Raw genomic sequence first — 15154 nt, 5'->3', positions numbered from 1 at the left:
CTGCGAGAACGCGGAGCTACTCGCCGACTTCCCCGTAGGCGGCCAGCAGGACGGCCGGGTCGGGGCCCTCCAGGACGGTCGGCTTGGCCAGTCCGTCCAGGACGATGAAGCGCAGCAGGTCGCCCCGGGACTTCTTGTCGACCTTCATGTTCTCGACCAGCTTGGGCCACTGGTCGTAGCGGTAGTGCAGCGGGAGGCCGACGGCCTCCAGGATCGCCCGGTGCCGGTCGGCGGTCGCGTCGTCCAGCCGGCCCGCGAGACGGCCGAGTTCGGCGGCGAAGTGCATGCCGACCGCGACGGCGGCGCCGTGCCGCCACTGGTAGCGCTCGTTCTTCTCGATGGCGTGGCCGAGCGTGTGGCCGTAGTTGAGGATCTCCCGGCGGCCGGACTCCTTCAGGTCCGAGGAGACGACCTCGGCCTTCACCCGGATCGAGCGCTCGATCAGCTCGGCCGTGTGCGGGCCCCCGGGGCTGCGCGCGGCCTCGGTGTCGGCCTCGATCAGGTCGAGGATCACCGGGTCGGCGATGAAGCCGGCCTTGATGATCTCGGCGAGCCCGGAGACGTAGTCGTTGACCGGCAGGGAGTCCAGCGCGGCCAGGTCGCACAGCACACCGGCCGGCGGGTGGAAGGCACCGACCAGGTTCTTGCCCTCGGCGGTGTTGATGCCGGTCTTGCCGCCGACGGCCGCGTCCACCATGGCGAGCACGGTGGTCGGTACGGCGATCCAGCGCACCCCGCGCAGCCAGGTCGCGGCCACGAACCCGGCGAGGTCGGTGGTCGCGCCGCCGCCCACGCCGACGATGACGTCGGTGCGGGTGAAGTGGGACTGGCCGAGCGCCTTCCAGCAGTAGGCGGCGACCTCGGCGGTCTTGGCCTCCTCGGCGTTGGGCACCTGGATGGCGACCGCCTCGTAGCCCTGCTCGGCCAGGTCGGCGCGGAGCGCGTCCCCGGTCTCGGCCAGCGCCTCCGGGTGGATCACCGCCACCCGCTTGGCCTTGGGACCGATCAACCCGGCCAGTTCGCCCAGGAGCTGGCGGCCGACCAGCACCTCGTACGGGTCGGTGCCCGCGGTGCCCGCGACCTGGATCCGGGTGACTGCCTCGCTCATGCCTTCTTCAACTCCAGTGCGTCCAGCGCTGCTCGGGTGACCTCTTCGGGGGTGCGCCCATCGGTCGGTACGACGGCGGTGGCGACCTCCTCGTACAAATGGCGCCGCGCCTCCATCAGCTCGCGCCACTGCTTGCGCGGGTTGACCGCGAGCAGCGGGCGGGCCACGTTCAGACCGGTGCGCCGGACCGCCTCCTCCACGTCCATGGAGAGGTAGACCACCCGGTGCCGGGCGAGCAGCGCCCGGGTGTCCGCGTCGAGGACCGCGCCGCCGCCGAGCGCGAGGACGCCCTCGTGCTCGGCGAGCGCGGCGGCCACGGCCGCCTTCTCCAGCGCCCGGAAGTGCTCCTCGCCCTCGTCCACGAAGATCTCGGAGATCTCCCGGCCCTCGGCGGCCACGATGTCGTCGTCGGTGTCCCGGTAGCCGGCGTCCAGACGCTCGGCCAGCAGCCGGCCGACGGTGGACTTGCCGACGCCCATCGGGCCGACGAGGACGAGACGCGGCCCGCTCATCGGATTCGCAGGTGGTCGAGGTACGAGCGGACGTTGCGGCGGGTCTCGCTCACCGAGTCGCCGCCGAACTTCTCCGCGACCGCGTCCGCCAGCACCAGCGCGACCATGGCCTCGGCCACGATGCCCGCGGCCGGGACCGCGGAGACGTCGGAGCGCTGGTGGTGGGCCTGCGCGGCCTCGCCGGTGGTCACGTCCACGGTCCGCAGCGCGCGCGGCACGGTCGCGATCGGCTTCATCGCGGCCCGCACCCGCAGCAGCTCACCCGTGGACAGACCGCCCTCGGTGCCGCCCGCGCGCCCGGAGACCCGGCGGATGCCCTCCGGGGTGCTCACGATCTCGTCGTGCGCCTGCGAGCCCGGCACCCGGGCCAGCTCGAAGCCGTCGCCGATCTCCACGCCCTTGATCGCCTGGATGCCCATCAGGGCACCGGCGAGCCGGGCGTCCAGCTTGCGGTCCCAGTGCACATGCGAGCCCAGACCGACCGGCACGTCGTACGCCAGCACCTCGACCACACCGCCGAGGGTGTCGCCGTCCTTGTGGGCCTGGTCGACCTCCTCGACCATCGCCCGCGACGCGTCCGCGTCCAGGCAGCGCAGCGGGTCCGCGTCCAGCTTCTCCACGTCGGCCGGCGTCGGGTACACCCCGGCCGGGGCCTTCACCGAGCACAGTTCGACCACATGGGAGACGATCTCGATCCCGGCCGTCTCCTTCAGGTACGACCGGGCCACCGCGCCCAGCGCCACCCGGGCGGCCGTCTCCCGGGCGGAGGCGCGCTCCAGGATCGGGCGGGCCTCCTCGAAGTCGTACTTCTGCATGCCCGCGAGGTCGGCGTGACCGGGGCGCGGCCGAGTCAGCGGCGCGTTGCGGGCGAGCCCGTCGAGGATCTCGGCGTCGACCGGGTCGGCAGACATGACCTGCTCCCACTTCGGCCACTCGGTGTTGCCCACCATGATCGCGACCGGGGAGCCGAGGGTCAGTCCGTGCCGGACACCACCCAGAAAGGTGACCTCGTCCCGCTCGAACTTCATCCGCGCACCGCGGCCATAGCCGAGCCGCCGCCGCGCGAGGTGGTCCGCCACCATCTCCGTGGTGATCGGTACGCCGGCGGGAAGGCCCTCCAGCGTCGCCACAAGTGCGGGACCGTGGGACTCCCCCGCGGTCAGCCAACGCAGCCTGCTCAACGGTGCTCCTCAGTGTTCGCGCCCGGTACTGCCCGGCCCACGCGTTCTGCCGCGGGCACCGACGGCGTGACCGGATGCGCGACCCCGGTCCGCCATGTCCGATCCTCCCACGTCCGCGACGGGTGTCCGGTGTCCGGTCCAGCAAGCGGACGAGGTACGGGGGCCCGGCGGGCCGGACGGGGAGCGGTCGGCGGGCCCGAGGGGGGCGGTCAGCGGGCCGGACGGGGAGCGCTCAGCGGGCGGCGAGCGCCTGTTCCCCGGCCCGGCGCATGGCCTCCAGCGGCGCCGGGGCGCGCCCGGTCATCCGCTCGACCTGGAGGACGGCCTGGTGGACCAGCAGGTCGAGGCCGCCGACCACCGCGCCGCCGTACATGGACCAGCGGGCGGCCAGCTCGGTCGGCCAGGGCTCGTAGAGCACGTCGAAGAGGGTGGCGGGGCGCTCGGGCACGGCGGCGGCGAGGGCGTCGGTGGTGCCGGCCGGGGTGGTGGCGATCACCAGCGGGGCGCGCAGCGCCTCGGCCGCGTCCGACCAGTCGGCCGTACGGACGTCCACGCCGAGGCGGCGGCCCCACTGGCGCATCTCGGCGGCGCGGGGCTCGCTGCGCACATAGGCGACGACCTCGCCGGCGCAGATCCGGGACAGGGCGGCGAGCGCGGAGGAGGCGGTGGCGCCGGCGCCGAGGATCGCGGCGGACCCGACCTCCTCGATGCCGTGTTCGCGCAGCGCGGCCACCATGCCCGGGACATCGGTGTTGTCCCCGTGTGTGCGGCCGTCCGCGTCGAACACCACGGTGTTGACGGCGTCGACCGAGGCGGCGGTCTCGCTGATCTCGTCCAGCAGCGGGATGACCGCCCGCTTCAACGGCATGGTCAGCGACAGCCCCGCCCACTCGGGCCCGAGCTTCTCGAAGAACCCGGGCAGCTCCGCCTCGTCCACCTCGAACCGGTCGTACGACCAGCCGGTGAGCCCGAGTTCGGCGTAGGCGGCCCGGTGCAGCACCGGGGAGAGGGAGTGGGCGATGGGCTTTCCGAGCACGGCGGCCCGGCGGGCGTCAGTGGCCCGAGCTGGCATTGAACTTTTCCTTGAGTTGCTGGAATTCTTCGTAGGTCTTGGCGAATTCGGTATTGGTCGTACCGTCGGTCGCCACGAAATAGATCCAGCCGTCGTGGGTCGGATTCAGCGCCGCCTTGAGCGCGTCCTCGCCGGGGTTTCCGATCGGACCGGGCGGCAGGCCCTTGTGGGTGTACGTGTTGTACGGGCTCTGGTTGCTGTTGATCTCCTTCTCGGAGATATGGATGTTGCTGGTGCCCTTGGCGTAGTTGTACGTCGAGTCGAACTGGAGGAGCTGGTTGGTCTCGGTGTTGGTGGGCTTCAGGCGGTTGTAGACCACCTCGGCCATCTTGCGGAAGTCCTCGTGCGTCTTGCCCTCGGCCTGGACCAGGCTCGCGACCGTGACCAGCTCGAACGCGTCATGCAGACCAAGGGACTTGGCCTTCGCGTCCAGGCCGTAGGCGGCGTACCGCTCCTTGGCCTGGGCCACCATCTGCTTGAGGATCGCGTCCGGCTTCATGCCCTTCGCGGCCGGGTACGTACCCGGGAAGAGGAAGCCCTCCAGCGGGTCCTTCATGTCGGAGTTCTTCTGCACCCAGGACGGGGCTCCGAGGCTGCTGTAATCCTTCTGCGCGATCTTCTGGGTGCTGCCGGCGGAGAGTTCGAGCTTCTTGTCGATGGCCTGATAGACGCCGGAATTACGCTCGCCCGGCGTCACGACGACATTGTTCTGACTCTTCGGGTCGAGCATCATCCGCACCGCGCTCGCGGCGGACATCTCCTTCTTCAGGAGATAGGCGCCGGCCTGGATCGAGTCGCCGCCCGGAGTCGTGCCCTGGGCGTGGACGAAGGCGTCGGCGCTCTTGACGACACCGGCCTCTTTCAGCCGCCGGCCGATGTCCCAGCCGCCGGCGCCCTTGGGGATCTCGACGGTCACCGTCTCGCCGGTGCCGTCGCCCGCGTAGTCCGGGGCCGGGGCGAAACGATTTTGGTAGAACTTGTAGCCGTAGTACCCGACCCCGCCGAGGCCGCCGCCGAAGACCAGGACGACGACCATACAGGCGCAGCCGGTGCGGCGTTTCTTGCTCTTGACGGGTTTTCTGCCTTTGCCGCCGCGCCGCTCCCTGCGGCCGGCCAGCTCATGCTCCTCGCCGTCCTCGTCGTCCTCGCCGCCGCCCGCGAAGAAGGCGTGCTCCTCCTCGCCGTCGGCGGGCGCCTCGGGATCGGGTTCGGCCTCGGGGCGCCTGCGGCCGGGGGGCTCCGGCGGGGGGTAGGCGTCCTCGGTGCCGTAGAGGTCGGGCTGCTCGGCGCCGTACGCCACGGGCTGCTGGCCGTAGGGGTCACCGGGATCGGCCGCGTAGGGCACCTGGCCGTGGGTGCCGGTCGCGTCCCAGCCGCCCTGGTGGTGGCCGGGCTGCTGCGGATGGCCGGGCTGCTGGGGGTGCTGCGGATACTGGCCCTGGTACTGGGGGTCGTACGGGGGATGGCCCTGGTCGCCGTAGTACGGGTACTGCTGACCGTCGTAACCGGGCTGGGAGCCCTGGGTCCACTCGCCGCCGTACTGCTGCTGCGGCTGCTGCGGGTACTGCTGCTGCGAAAGGCCGCCGTAGGCAGCCTGATGGCCGGCGTACGCCTGCTGCCCTTCCCATCCGCCGTCCCCGTACAACGGGTCCTGCGGATGCCACGGTTCGGAGCCTGGGCCCCGGCCATACTCAGTCATCGATCCCCTAGAGCCGCGAGGCCGACGGTCTCCCGGCTCGGGGGCCGGCTTCCGCTCCGCCTCTTGCTGTGCGGCGGCTGTTCGAACGCCGCCGCATCGCGCGGAACGTTACCGTATCGCGATCAGATGACCACTTCGACGCCCTCGCCGGGTGGCTTACCTGACACCCGTTCGGATTCGAGGGCCTGCTGGAGGATGATCACGGCCGCGGCCTGGTCGATGACGGACCGGCCCTTCTTGGACTTCACGCCCGAGGCCCGCAGCCCCTGCGAGGCCGTCACGGTCGTCATCCGCTCGTCCACGAGGCGGACCGGCACCGGAGTGATGCCCTGGGCGAGCTCCTGGGTGAAGGCGCGGACCTTGACGGCGGCCGGGCCCTCGCCCCCCTTGAGAGAGCGAGGGAGACCGACGACTACCTCGATCGGCTCATACTCCGCCACCAGTTGACGCAACCGGCGGTGGGCGGCGGGGATGTCCCGGCCGGGGACCGTCTCCACCGGGGTGGCGAGGATGCCGTCGGGGTCGCACGAGGCGACCCCGATCCGGGCGTCCCCGACGTCGATCGAAAGCCGACGTCCTCTGCGCATTTCCGACCGTTTCCTTACTCGGATATCACTTGGCGGTCTCGGTGACGAGACGCTCGATGGCCTCGGCGGCCTCGCCGACGGCGGCCGGGTTCTGGCCGCCGCCCTGGGCGACGTCCGGCTTGCCGCCACCGCCGCCACCGAGGGTCTTGGCGGCCGTGCGCACCAGGTCGCCGGCCTTCAGACCACGCTCGCGGGCGGCCTCGTTGGTGGCGATGACCGTCAGCGGCTTGCCGTTGTTCACGGTGAACAGGGCGACCACGGCGGCCCGGCCGCCCTGGATGCGGCCGCGCACGTCGAGGACCAGCTTGCGCAGGTCGTCCGGCGTGGTGCCGTCCGGCACCTGGCCGGTGACCAGGGCGATGCCCCGCACGTCCTTGGCCGAGTCGGCGAGCCCGGCGGCGGCCTGGAGCACCTTCTCGGCGCGGAACTTCTCGATCTCCTTCTCGGCGTCCTTCAGCTTGCCGAGCATGGCGGAGACCTTCTCCGGCAGCTCCTCGGAGCGGCCCTTGAGCAGCTCGGTCAGCTGGTTGACGACCGTGTGCTCACGGGCGAGGAAGTGGTAGGCGTCCACGCCGACCAGGGCCTCGATACGGCGCACACCGGAGCCGATGGAGGACTCGCCGAGCAGCTTCACCAGGCCCAGCTGGGCGGTGTTGTGCACATGCGTGCCGCCGCACAGCTCCTTGGAGAAGTCGCCGATGGTCACCACGCGGACCCGCTCGCCGTACTTCTCGCCGAACTCGGCGATGGCGCCCTGCTTCTTGGCGTCGTCGATGCCCATGACCTCGGCGTGCACATCGAGGTCGCGGGCGAGGACCTCGTTGATCTTCTGCTCGACGTCGCTCATCACGGCCGTCGGCACGGCGGACGGCGAGCCGAAGTCGAAGCGGAAGCGGCCCGGCTGGTTCTCGGAACCGGCCTGGGCGGCCGTCGGGCCGAGGGCGTCGCGCAGGGCCTGATGGGTGAGGTGGGTGGCCGAGTGGGCGCGGGCGATGGCCTTGCGGCGGCGCACGTCGATGGTGGCCTGGGCCTTGGCGCCGACGGTCACCTCGCCGACCTGGACGACGCCCTTGTGCACGTACACACCCGGGACCGGCTTCTGGCAGTCGCGGATCTCGATCACGGCACCGGAGTCGGCCCTGATCCGGCCGGTGTCGCCGATCTGGCCGCCGCCCTCGGCGTAGAACGGGGTGCGGTCCAGGACGACCTCGACCTCGTCGCCCTCGGAGGCGGCGGGCGAGGAGACGCCGTCGACCAGGAGGCCCACGATGGTGGACTCGCCCTCGGTGTCGGCGTACCCGATGAAGTCGGTGGCACCGGCGCTGTCGGCGATCTCACGGTAGGCACCGAGGTCGGCGTGGCCGGTCTTCTTGGCCTGGGCGTCGGCCTTGGCGCGCTCCCGCTGCTCCTTCATCAGGCGGCGGAAGCCCTCCTCGTCCACGGCGAGGCCCTGTTCGGCGGCCATCTCCAGGGTGAGGTCGATCGGGAAGCCCCAGGTGTCGTGGAGCAGGAACGCCTTCTCGCCGGACAGGATGCCGCCGCCGGACTGCTTGGTCTCGGTGACGGCGGTGTCCAGGATGTTGGTGCCGGCCTTCAGCGTCTTCAGGAAGGCGTTCTCCTCGGCGACGGCGACCTTCTCGATGCGCTCGCGGTCGGTGACCAGCTCCGGGTACTGCTGGCCCATCATGGCGATCACGGTGTCGATCAGGCTCTTGACGACCGGCCCGGTGGCGCCCAGCAGCCGCATGTTGCGGATGGCGCGGCGCATGATGCGGCGCAGCACATAGCCGCGGCCCTCGTTGCCCGGGGTGACGCCGTCGCCGATGAGCATCACGGAGGTGCGCATGTGGTCGGTGACCACGCGCAGGGAGACGTCCGAGTCCTGGGCGTCGCCGTAGCGGACGCCGGTCAGCTCGGTGGCCTTCTCGATGACGGCCATCGAGGTGTCGATCTCGTACATGTTCTGCACGCCCTGCAGAATCATGGCGAGGCGTTCGAGGCCGAGGCCGGTGTCGATGTTCTTGCTGGGCAGGTCGCCGAGGATCTCGAAGTCGTCCTTGCCGGTGCCCTCGCCCCGCTCGTACTGCATGAAGACGAGGTTCCAGATCTCCACGTACCGCTCGTCGTTGACGGCCGGGCCGCCCTCGACGCCGAACTCGGGGCCGCGGTCGTAGTTGATCTCGGAGCAGGGGCCGCAGGGGCCGGGGACGCCCATGGACCAGAAGTTGTCCTTCTTGCCCAGGCGCTGGATGCGCTCCTTGGGCACGCCGACGACCTCGTGCCAGATCCGCTCGGCCTCGTCGTCGTCCAGGTAGACGGTGATCCACAGGCGCTCGGGGTCGAGGCCGTAACCGCCCTTGTCCCGGGAGCTGGTGAGCAGCTCCCAGGCGTACGTGATGGCGCCTTCCTTGAAGTAGTCGCCGAAGGAGAAGTTGCCGCACATCTGGAAGAACGTGCCGTGGCGGGTGGTCTTGCCGACCTCTTCGATGTCGGGCGTGCGCACGCACTTCTGCACGCTGGTGGCGCGCTGGAAGGGCGGCTTGACCTCGCCCAGGAAGTAGGGCTTGAAGGGCACCATGCCGGCGGGGACGAGGAGCAGAGTCGGGTCGTCCGCGATGAGCGACGCCGAAGGGACGACGGTGTGACCGCGCTCCTCGTAGAAGCTCAGCCAGCGGCGGCGGATCTCGGCCGACTCCATCAGTGGTCCTCATTCCGGTTGTACGAGTGCATCGGGGATTCGATGTACTTCGGGTTGGTGCGGTCGGTGCCCGGGGTGTACTCGATGGCGGTGAGCCGCCGGGGCGCCGGGAGCGCGTCGTCCTGGATGCCGAGGGCCTCCTGGAGCTCGTCCTCCCGCTGGGCCATGTTGTCGCGGACGTCGAGGGCGAAGCCGACCGCGCGGTCCTTCAGGCGCTGACCGGTCTCCAGAGCCTTGTTGGCCGCGGTCGCGGCCAGGCTCTCGGGGGTCAGCTGCCGCAGCTTGCGGTTGACCTTGGTGGTGGCCCAGACACCGGCGGCGACGCCGGTGCCGAACCAGAAGGTTCGACGGAACATGGCTCGGTCAGTCCCTCTTCCCGCGGAGGTTGCGCTTGCGTCGTGCGGCGGGGACCGTGCGGCCCACGATCACCGTACGCCGGGCCGAATTCCCGGGCACGTCCTCCTCCTTGCGGCCGCCGAGCGCCCTGCGGACGCCGTAGCCGAAGGCCGCGACCTTGACCAGCGGGCCGCCGAAGGTGGAGGCGACGGTGGTGGACAGCGCGGAGGCGTTGGAGGTGACCTCCTGGACGTCGGTGGCGATCGCGTCGACCCGGTCGATCTGGGTCTGCGCGGAGCGCACCGCCTGGGAGGCGTCCGCGAGCAGCGGGACGGCCTGGTCCGTCACGTCCGCCACGAGCTTGGTGGTCGCCTTGAGCGTCTGGGCCACCCTCGCGAGGGCCACCGCGAGGAAGGACACCAGGATCGCCCAGAAGACGGCCACCAGGATTCCGGCCACCTCGCCACCGGACACTGTGCGCACCCGCTCCCTGAAACGTGCCTGAGCATCGGAAAAGTCGTGTCCCGAGCCTATCGCGCCGGGGCGGACGCTCCGTACCGGATTACCGGCGGAAACGGTGGAGTTACAGGAAGCGATTGTACGGAATGAACACGGTTCAGTACGCTCCGTGTCCCATGCGAGGTCCTCAGTGCCCAGAACCTTTCGCCGACGGCGAGCCGCCCCTCGAACTGACCGGATTCGTCGGACGTACGGCGGAGGCCGCGGGGCTCGCCGCGGCGTTGCGGTCGGCCCGGCTGGTGACGGTGACCGGGGCCGGCGGGGTGGGCAAGTCCCGGCTGGCCGCGCGGGTGGTGGCGGACTGGGAGACGCCGCACGGCTGGGTGGAGCTGGCTTCGGCGCACGACCCGGAGTTCGTGGAGTACGAGGTGGCGGGGGCCCTCGGGCTGACCGACCACACCACCCGGACGCCGCGAGAGACGTTGCTGGAGCAGCTGGCCGGGCGCCCGATGCTGCTGGTCCTCGACGGATTCGAGCATCTGGTGGCGGCCACCGCCGAGCTGGTCGCGCGGTTGCTGCGCGGGCTGCCGCGGCTGCGGGTGCTGGCGGTGGGCCGGCGTCCGCTGGGCCTCGCGGGCGAGCGGCTGTTCCCGCTGGCGCCGCTCGGCACGGACGAGGCGGTGCGGCTGCTCACGGAGCGGGCCCGGGAGCAGGGGATCACGGTGTCCGACGATCCCGGGGTGCGGGAGCTGTGCGCACGGCTCGACGGCATCCCGCTGGCGCTGGAGCTGGCGGCGGCGCGGCTGCGGGCCCTGTCCCCCGCGCAGTTGCTGGACCGGCTGGACGACCGGTTCCGGCTGCTGACCGGCGGCGGCCGTGACGCGCTGCCCCGGCATCGGACGCTGCGCACGGCGATCGGCTGGAGCCATGAGCTGTGCACGCCGTCCGAGCGGCTGCTGTGGGCGCGGCTCACGGTGTTCGCGGGGACCTTCGAACTGGAGGCGGTCGAATACGTGTGCAGCGGGGACGGGCTGCCCGACACGGACATCCTCGATGTGCTCTCGGAGCTGCTGGCCCAGTCGGTGATCGCCCGCGAGGAGACCGAGGCGGGTTCGCGCTACCGGATGCTGGACACCGTGCGGGCCTACGGGGCCGGCTGGCTGGAGGCGACCGGGGACGCGGCGCGGCTGCGGCGGCGGCACCGGGACTGGTACCTGGGCCTGGCGACCTGGTGCGAGCTGGAGTGGTTCTCGCCCCGGCAGCGGGAGGTGGCCGCGCGGGTGGCGGTGGAGCTGCCCAGTCTGCGGGCCGCGCTGGAGTTCTGCCTGGGCGAGCCCGCGGAGGCGCATCTGGGGCAGTACCTGGCGGGGTCGCTGTGGTTCTGCTGGGTGGGCTGCGGGCGGCTGGCGGAGGGGCGGCGCTGGCTGGAGCGGAGCGTGGCGCTGGAGTCGGGCTACGAGCGGTCCCGGCTGAAGGCGCTGTGGGTGCTCGGCTATGTGGCGGTGCTCCAGGGCGACAGCGCTCCCGCGCGGCGGACGCTGGATGCGTGCCGGGAGCTGGCGGAGCGGTCGGCGGACGCGCCGGCGCTGGCGTACGCGGAGCACCGCCTCGGGTGTCTGGCGCTGGTCACGGACGATCTGCCGCGTGCAGAAACGCTGCTGCGCTCGGCGCTGGCGCGCTACCGGGAGATCGGCGAGCTGAACGGCAATGTGCTCATGGGGCGCGTCGAGCTGGCGATGGCGCGGGCCTTCCAGGGGGATCTGCCGGACGCGGTACGGCTGTGCGAGGACGTGCGCCGGGTGTGCGAGGAGCACGGGGAGCGCTGGGCGCGGTCGTACGCGCTGTACGTCCTGGCGTACGCGGCCTGGCGTGAGGGCGAGCCGGAGCGGGCGCGGGAGCTGCTGGCCGAGTGTCTGCGCAACGCCCATGCCTTCGACGATCTGCTCGGCTCGGTGCTGACCCTCGAACTGCTCGCCCTGGTGACGGCGGCCGAGGGCGATCCCGCCGAGGCGGCCGTGCTCCAGGGCGCGGCGGCCCGGCTGTGGCCCTCGGTGGGTCTGCCCCTGTTCGGTTCGGCGCACTACAACGCCCCGCACGTCCAGTGCGAGTCGGCCGCCCGCGGTGCGCTCGGCGACACCCGGTACGAGGAGTGCGTACGGCGCGGGGGGCGCCTGGACCGGGAGGCGGCGGTGAGCCGGGCGTTGGGCCGGGCGGAGAACCGGCCGCCGGCCTCGGTACCGGCGCCGCGCGGGGCGGGGCGGTGGGACGCGGTGCGCACCGGCGAGGGGCTCGAGGCGGGGCAGGGCAGGTAGAACGTTTCCCCGGGCCCGGGGAACGCGGAACCGCCGCCTCCCCCGTCCAGCGGGACGGGGAAGACGGCGGTCCGGAGTGCGGTGCTGCGCCGGGGCTGGGATCAGCGGGCGTAGTACTCGACGACGAGCTGCTCGTCGCAGATCACCGGGATCTCCTTGCGGTTCGGCTCACGGTCCAGGCGGAACGCCAGGGCCTTGAGGTTCACCTGGAGGTAGCGCGGGGTCTCGCCGTCCGCGGCGAAGCCACCCTCACGGGCGATCTGGAAGAGCGTCTTGTCCTTGGAGCGGTCGCGGACCTGCACGACGTCGTCCGGACGGACACGGAAGGACGGCTTGTCGACCTTCTGGCCGTTGACCTGGATGTGGCCGTGGACGACCATCTGGCGGGCCTGGTAGATCGTGCGGGCGAGACCCGAACGCAGGACCAGCGCGTCGAGGCGGCGCTCCAGCTCCACGATCAGGGCCTCACCGGTCTTGCCCTGGACCTTGGAGGCGCGGTCGTAGGCGCGGACCAGCTGGCGCTCGGAGATGTCGTACTGAGCGCGCAGGCGCTGCTTCTCCAGCAGACGGACCTTGTAGTCCGAGTTCTGCTTGCGGCCGCGGCCGTGCTCACCCGGCGGGTAGGGGCGGGCCTCGAAGTACTTGACGGCCTTCGGGGTCAGCGCGATGCCGAGGGCACGCGACTTCTTGACCTTGGGGCGGGACTGGTTCGCCACTGTCTCAATCTCGTTTCGTAGTGTTCGGCTTGCCAGAGGTTTCGGGAGGTCGCATCCGCAGCCGGGAAGACCCGCCGGTCCGCTCGGGACCCGCTGGGCAGCCGCTTCCCTGATCTGGGCACATACGTGCAGCACGCGAGTGGCCCACCGACCGCTCCGGAACTCCGGGTGGTGGTGGGCTGCCCGCGACACCGTTCGACGGTGCGCGACGCTCCTGGAGTCCGTCCCCGGGGGGACAGGGTCTCCGGCCCGTTGTCCCGCTCTGACGGCACGGGACTGGGCGCTTCGGAGCATTCTACAGGCTGCTCAGGACCGTCGGCGACCGAGGTGCTTGCGGGTCCAGTCGACCGCGTCCGCGTAGCGCGCCTCGGCGCCGTGCCGGGTCGGCGCGTAGTACTCGCGGTCCTTGATCGCGTCCGGGGCGTACTGCTGCTCGGCGATGCCCTCGGGCAGGTCGTGCGGATACACGTATCCCTGCGCGTGGCCGAGTTTGGCGGCGCCCTTGTAGTGGCCGTCGCGCAGATGCGTCGGCACCGAGCCGGCCAGGCCCTTGCGGACGTCCGCCAGGGCGGCGCCGATCGCGGTCGTCGCGGAGTTGGACTTGGGGGCGAGCGCGAGGGCGATGGTGGCGTGGCTGAGGGTGAGGGCCGCCTCGGGGAAGCCGATCATGGCGACGGCCTGGGCGGCGGCGACCGCGATGGGCAGTGCGTTCGGGTCGGCCAGGCCGATGTCCTCGCTGGCGGAGATCATCAGGCGCCGTGCGATGAACCGGGGGTCCTCGCCGGCCTCGATCATGCGGGCGAGGTAGTGCAGGGCCGCGTCCACGTCGGAGCCGCGGATGGACTTGATGAGGGCGCTGGCGACGTCGTAGTGCTGGTCGCCGTCGCGGTCGTAGGTGACCGCCGCCCGGTCCACGGTCTGTTCCAGGGTGGCGAGGGAGATCTCGCTCTCGCCCTGGTCGAGGGCGGCTCCGGCGGCGGCCTCCAGGGCGGTCAGGGCGCGCCGGGCGTCGCCGCCCGCGATGCGCAGCAGGTGTTCCTCGGTGTCCTCGGGGAGGGTGAGCGCGCCCTTCAGGCCGCGCTCGGCGTCCAGGGCGCGCCGCAGCAGGCCGCGGATGTCGTCGTCGGTGAGGGGTTCGAGGGTGAGCAGCAGGGAGCGGGACAGCAGCGGGGAGATCACCGAGAAGTAGGGGTTCTCGGTGGTGGCCGCGATCAGGGTCACCCAGCGGTTCTCGACGGCGGGCAGCAGGGAGTCCTGCTGGGCCTTGCTGAAGCGGTGGATCTCGTCCAGGAAGAGGACGGTCTCGGTGCCGAAGCCGCCGGTGGCCCGGCGGGCGCCGTCGATGACCGCGCGCACTTCCTTGACGCCCGCGGTGATCGCGGACAGCTCCACGAAGCGCTTGTTGGTGGCCTTGGAGACCACGTACGCGAGGGTGGTCTTGCCGGTGCCGGGAGGGCCCCAGAGGATCACGGAGGACGGTCCGGCGGGGCCGCCGGAGCCCTCGCCGACCAGGCGGCGCAGGGGCGAGCCGGGCTTGAGCAGGTGCTGCTGGCCCACGACCTCGTCGAGGGTGCGCGGGCGCATGCGCACCGCCAGGGGACTGGCCGCCGGGTCCTTCTCCTGGCGTTCTTCTGCTGCGGCGGTGAAGAGGTCGGGTTCCACGCTGAAACCCTAAGTCACGGCACTGACAATGCGGCGGCGGCCCGGTGCCGGGACCGGGCCGCGGGCGGGGTCTCAGGCCCAGAGGGCGCTGCCCCAGCGGGTCAGGATCAGCATGGCGATGATGCCGCAGTGGGTGACCGGCAGCACCCAGGTGAACTCGCCGAGGAAGGAGCGCAGCCAGCGCGGGGCGGGCAGGAAGGCGTGGCGGACGTTGAACGAGGTGACGTACCAGAACATGGTGATCGTGGCGACCCAGGCCAGCGAGCACCACAGGCAGAGCGCGTTGATCCGGTACAGGGACTCGAACTGGAGCCAGGTGACGAAGCAGACGCCGAAGAGGGTGCCGAAGTTGAAGGTCAGCCAGTACCAGCGCGGGAAGCGGGCGCGGGTCAGCAGGCTCATGCCGACGCAGATCACGATGCCGTAGCAGACCAGGCCGAGCATCGGGTTGGGGAAGCCGAAGGCGGCGGCCTGCTTGCTCTCCATCACGCTGCCGCAGGAGACCACCGGGTTCATGCTGCACCCGGGGGTGAAGGTCTTGCCCGCGACCTTGTATTCGAGGATCTTGAACTTGTCGAGCGTGATCACCCAGGCGGCCAGCAGCCCGGCGGCGCCGGTGATGACCAGCAGCAGGGCGAAGGCGCGGCTGCCGCCCGCGGTCCGGCCGTCGGCGGGGCGGTCGGGACCGGACACCGCGGAGACGTCGTTGACTGTCGTCTTGCTCATCACGCCGATTCCGTCACTTGAGAGTTGGACCATCTTCGGGCACCGGCCATTGTGCCGCACCCGTCCGTCCGTCCGCCGTTCGCTGT

13 protein-coding genes are annotated in these 15154 nt (G+C 71.5%); 1 reads left to right on the top strand and 12 read right to left on the bottom strand.

Features of this window, described 5'->3' with window-relative positions; translation table 11 throughout:
* Window positions 1-16: 16 nt before the first annotated feature.
* The 9 genes from aroB to GHR20_RS29380 all read right to left on the bottom strand — a co-directional run bounded on the left by aroB (window position 17) and on the right by GHR20_RS29380 (window position 9676).
* Window positions 17-1108 (bottom strand): 3-dehydroquinate synthase, encoded by a 1092-nt coding sequence (gene aroB / locus GHR20_RS29420; protein WP_111586994.1) that lies wholly within the window; start codon window positions 1106-1108, stop codon window positions 17-19.
* Window positions 1105-1620 (bottom strand): shikimate kinase, encoded by a 516-nt coding sequence (locus GHR20_RS29415; protein ID WP_111586993.1) that lies wholly within the window; start codon window positions 1618-1620, stop codon window positions 1105-1107. Before GHR20_RS29415 ends, aroB begins: the two co-directional genes overlap by 4 nt.
* Window positions 1617-2801 (bottom strand): chorismate synthase, encoded by a 1185-nt coding sequence (aroC, locus tag GHR20_RS29410; RefSeq protein WP_153814866.1) that lies wholly within the window; start codon window positions 2799-2801, stop codon window positions 1617-1619. Before aroC ends, GHR20_RS29415 begins: the two co-directional genes overlap by 4 nt.
* A 232-nt stretch (window positions 2802-3033) precedes the next feature.
* Entirely contained in the window at window positions 3034-3873 is an 840-nt protein-coding gene (locus GHR20_RS29405) for a shikimate dehydrogenase (protein ID WP_153814865.1), read from the bottom strand.
* A complete protein-coding gene (gene mltG / locus GHR20_RS29400) occupies window positions 3854-5572 on the bottom strand; it encodes an endolytic transglycosylase MltG (protein ID WP_153814864.1) in 1719 nt (572 codons plus the stop codon). Before mltG ends, GHR20_RS29405 begins: the two co-directional genes overlap by 20 nt.
* A 122-nt stretch (window positions 5573-5694) precedes the next feature.
* Window positions 5695-6159, bottom strand: a complete 465-nt coding sequence (gene ruvX, locus GHR20_RS29395; protein WP_111586989.1) for a Holliday junction resolvase RuvX — start codon at window positions 6157-6159, stop codon at window positions 5695-5697.
* Window positions 6160-6184: 25 nt separating this feature from the next.
* Complete coding sequence (gene alaS, locus GHR20_RS29390; protein WP_153814863.1) at window positions 6185-8857, bottom strand: alanine--tRNA ligase; 2673 nt, start codon at window positions 8855-8857, stop codon at window positions 6185-6187.
* Window positions 8857-9213 (bottom strand): hypothetical protein, encoded by a 357-nt coding sequence (locus GHR20_RS29385; RefSeq protein ID WP_111586987.1) that lies wholly within the window; start codon window positions 9211-9213, stop codon window positions 8857-8859. Before GHR20_RS29385 ends, alaS begins: the two co-directional genes overlap by 1 nt.
* A gap of 7 nt (window positions 9214-9220) precedes the next feature.
* The gene (locus GHR20_RS29380) at window positions 9221-9676 is read right to left on the bottom strand and encodes a DUF948 domain-containing protein (protein WP_086808818.1); all 456 of its coding nucleotides are present in this window, start codon (window positions 9674-9676) and stop codon (window positions 9221-9223) included.
* 152 nt (window positions 9677-9828) lie between these two features.
* Here GHR20_RS29380 and GHR20_RS29375 point away from each other — a divergent pair, with 152 nt between their 5' ends.
* Window positions 9829-11964 (top strand): tetratricopeptide repeat protein, encoded by a 2136-nt coding sequence (locus GHR20_RS29375; RefSeq protein ID WP_153814862.1) that lies wholly within the window; start codon window positions 9829-9831, stop codon window positions 11962-11964.
* A gap of 101 nt (window positions 11965-12065) precedes the next feature.
* Here GHR20_RS29375 and rpsD read toward each other — a convergent pair whose 3' ends face one another.
* The 3 genes from rpsD to GHR20_RS29360 all read right to left on the bottom strand — a co-directional run bounded on the left by rpsD (window position 12066) and on the right by GHR20_RS29360 (window position 15068).
* Window positions 12066-12680, bottom strand: a complete 615-nt coding sequence (rpsD, locus tag GHR20_RS29370) for a 30S ribosomal protein S4 (RefSeq protein ID WP_046427991.1) — start codon at window positions 12678-12680, stop codon at window positions 12066-12068.
* Window positions 12681-12986: 306 nt separating this feature from the next.
* Window positions 12987-14342 carry a replication-associated recombination protein A gene (locus GHR20_RS29365; protein ID WP_153814861.1) on the bottom strand — a complete coding sequence of 452 codons (1356 nt, stop codon included), beginning with the start codon at window positions 14340-14342 and terminating at the stop codon, window positions 12987-12989.
* A 72-nt stretch (window positions 14343-14414) separates the two neighbouring features.
* Window positions 14415-15068 (bottom strand): vitamin K epoxide reductase family protein, encoded by a 654-nt coding sequence (locus GHR20_RS29360; RefSeq protein ID WP_148027658.1) that lies wholly within the window; start codon window positions 15066-15068, stop codon window positions 14415-14417.
* Between the last annotated feature and the right edge of the window lie 86 nt (window positions 15069-15154).

Origin of the sequence: Streptomyces sp. SUK 48, from assembly GCF_009650765.1 — a bacterium.
Classification (GTDB): domain Bacteria; phylum Actinomycetota; class Actinomycetes; order Streptomycetales; family Streptomycetaceae; genus Streptomyces.
Note: the sequence above shows the minus strand (reverse complement) of the source record. Positions and strands in the feature narration are given on the sequence as shown.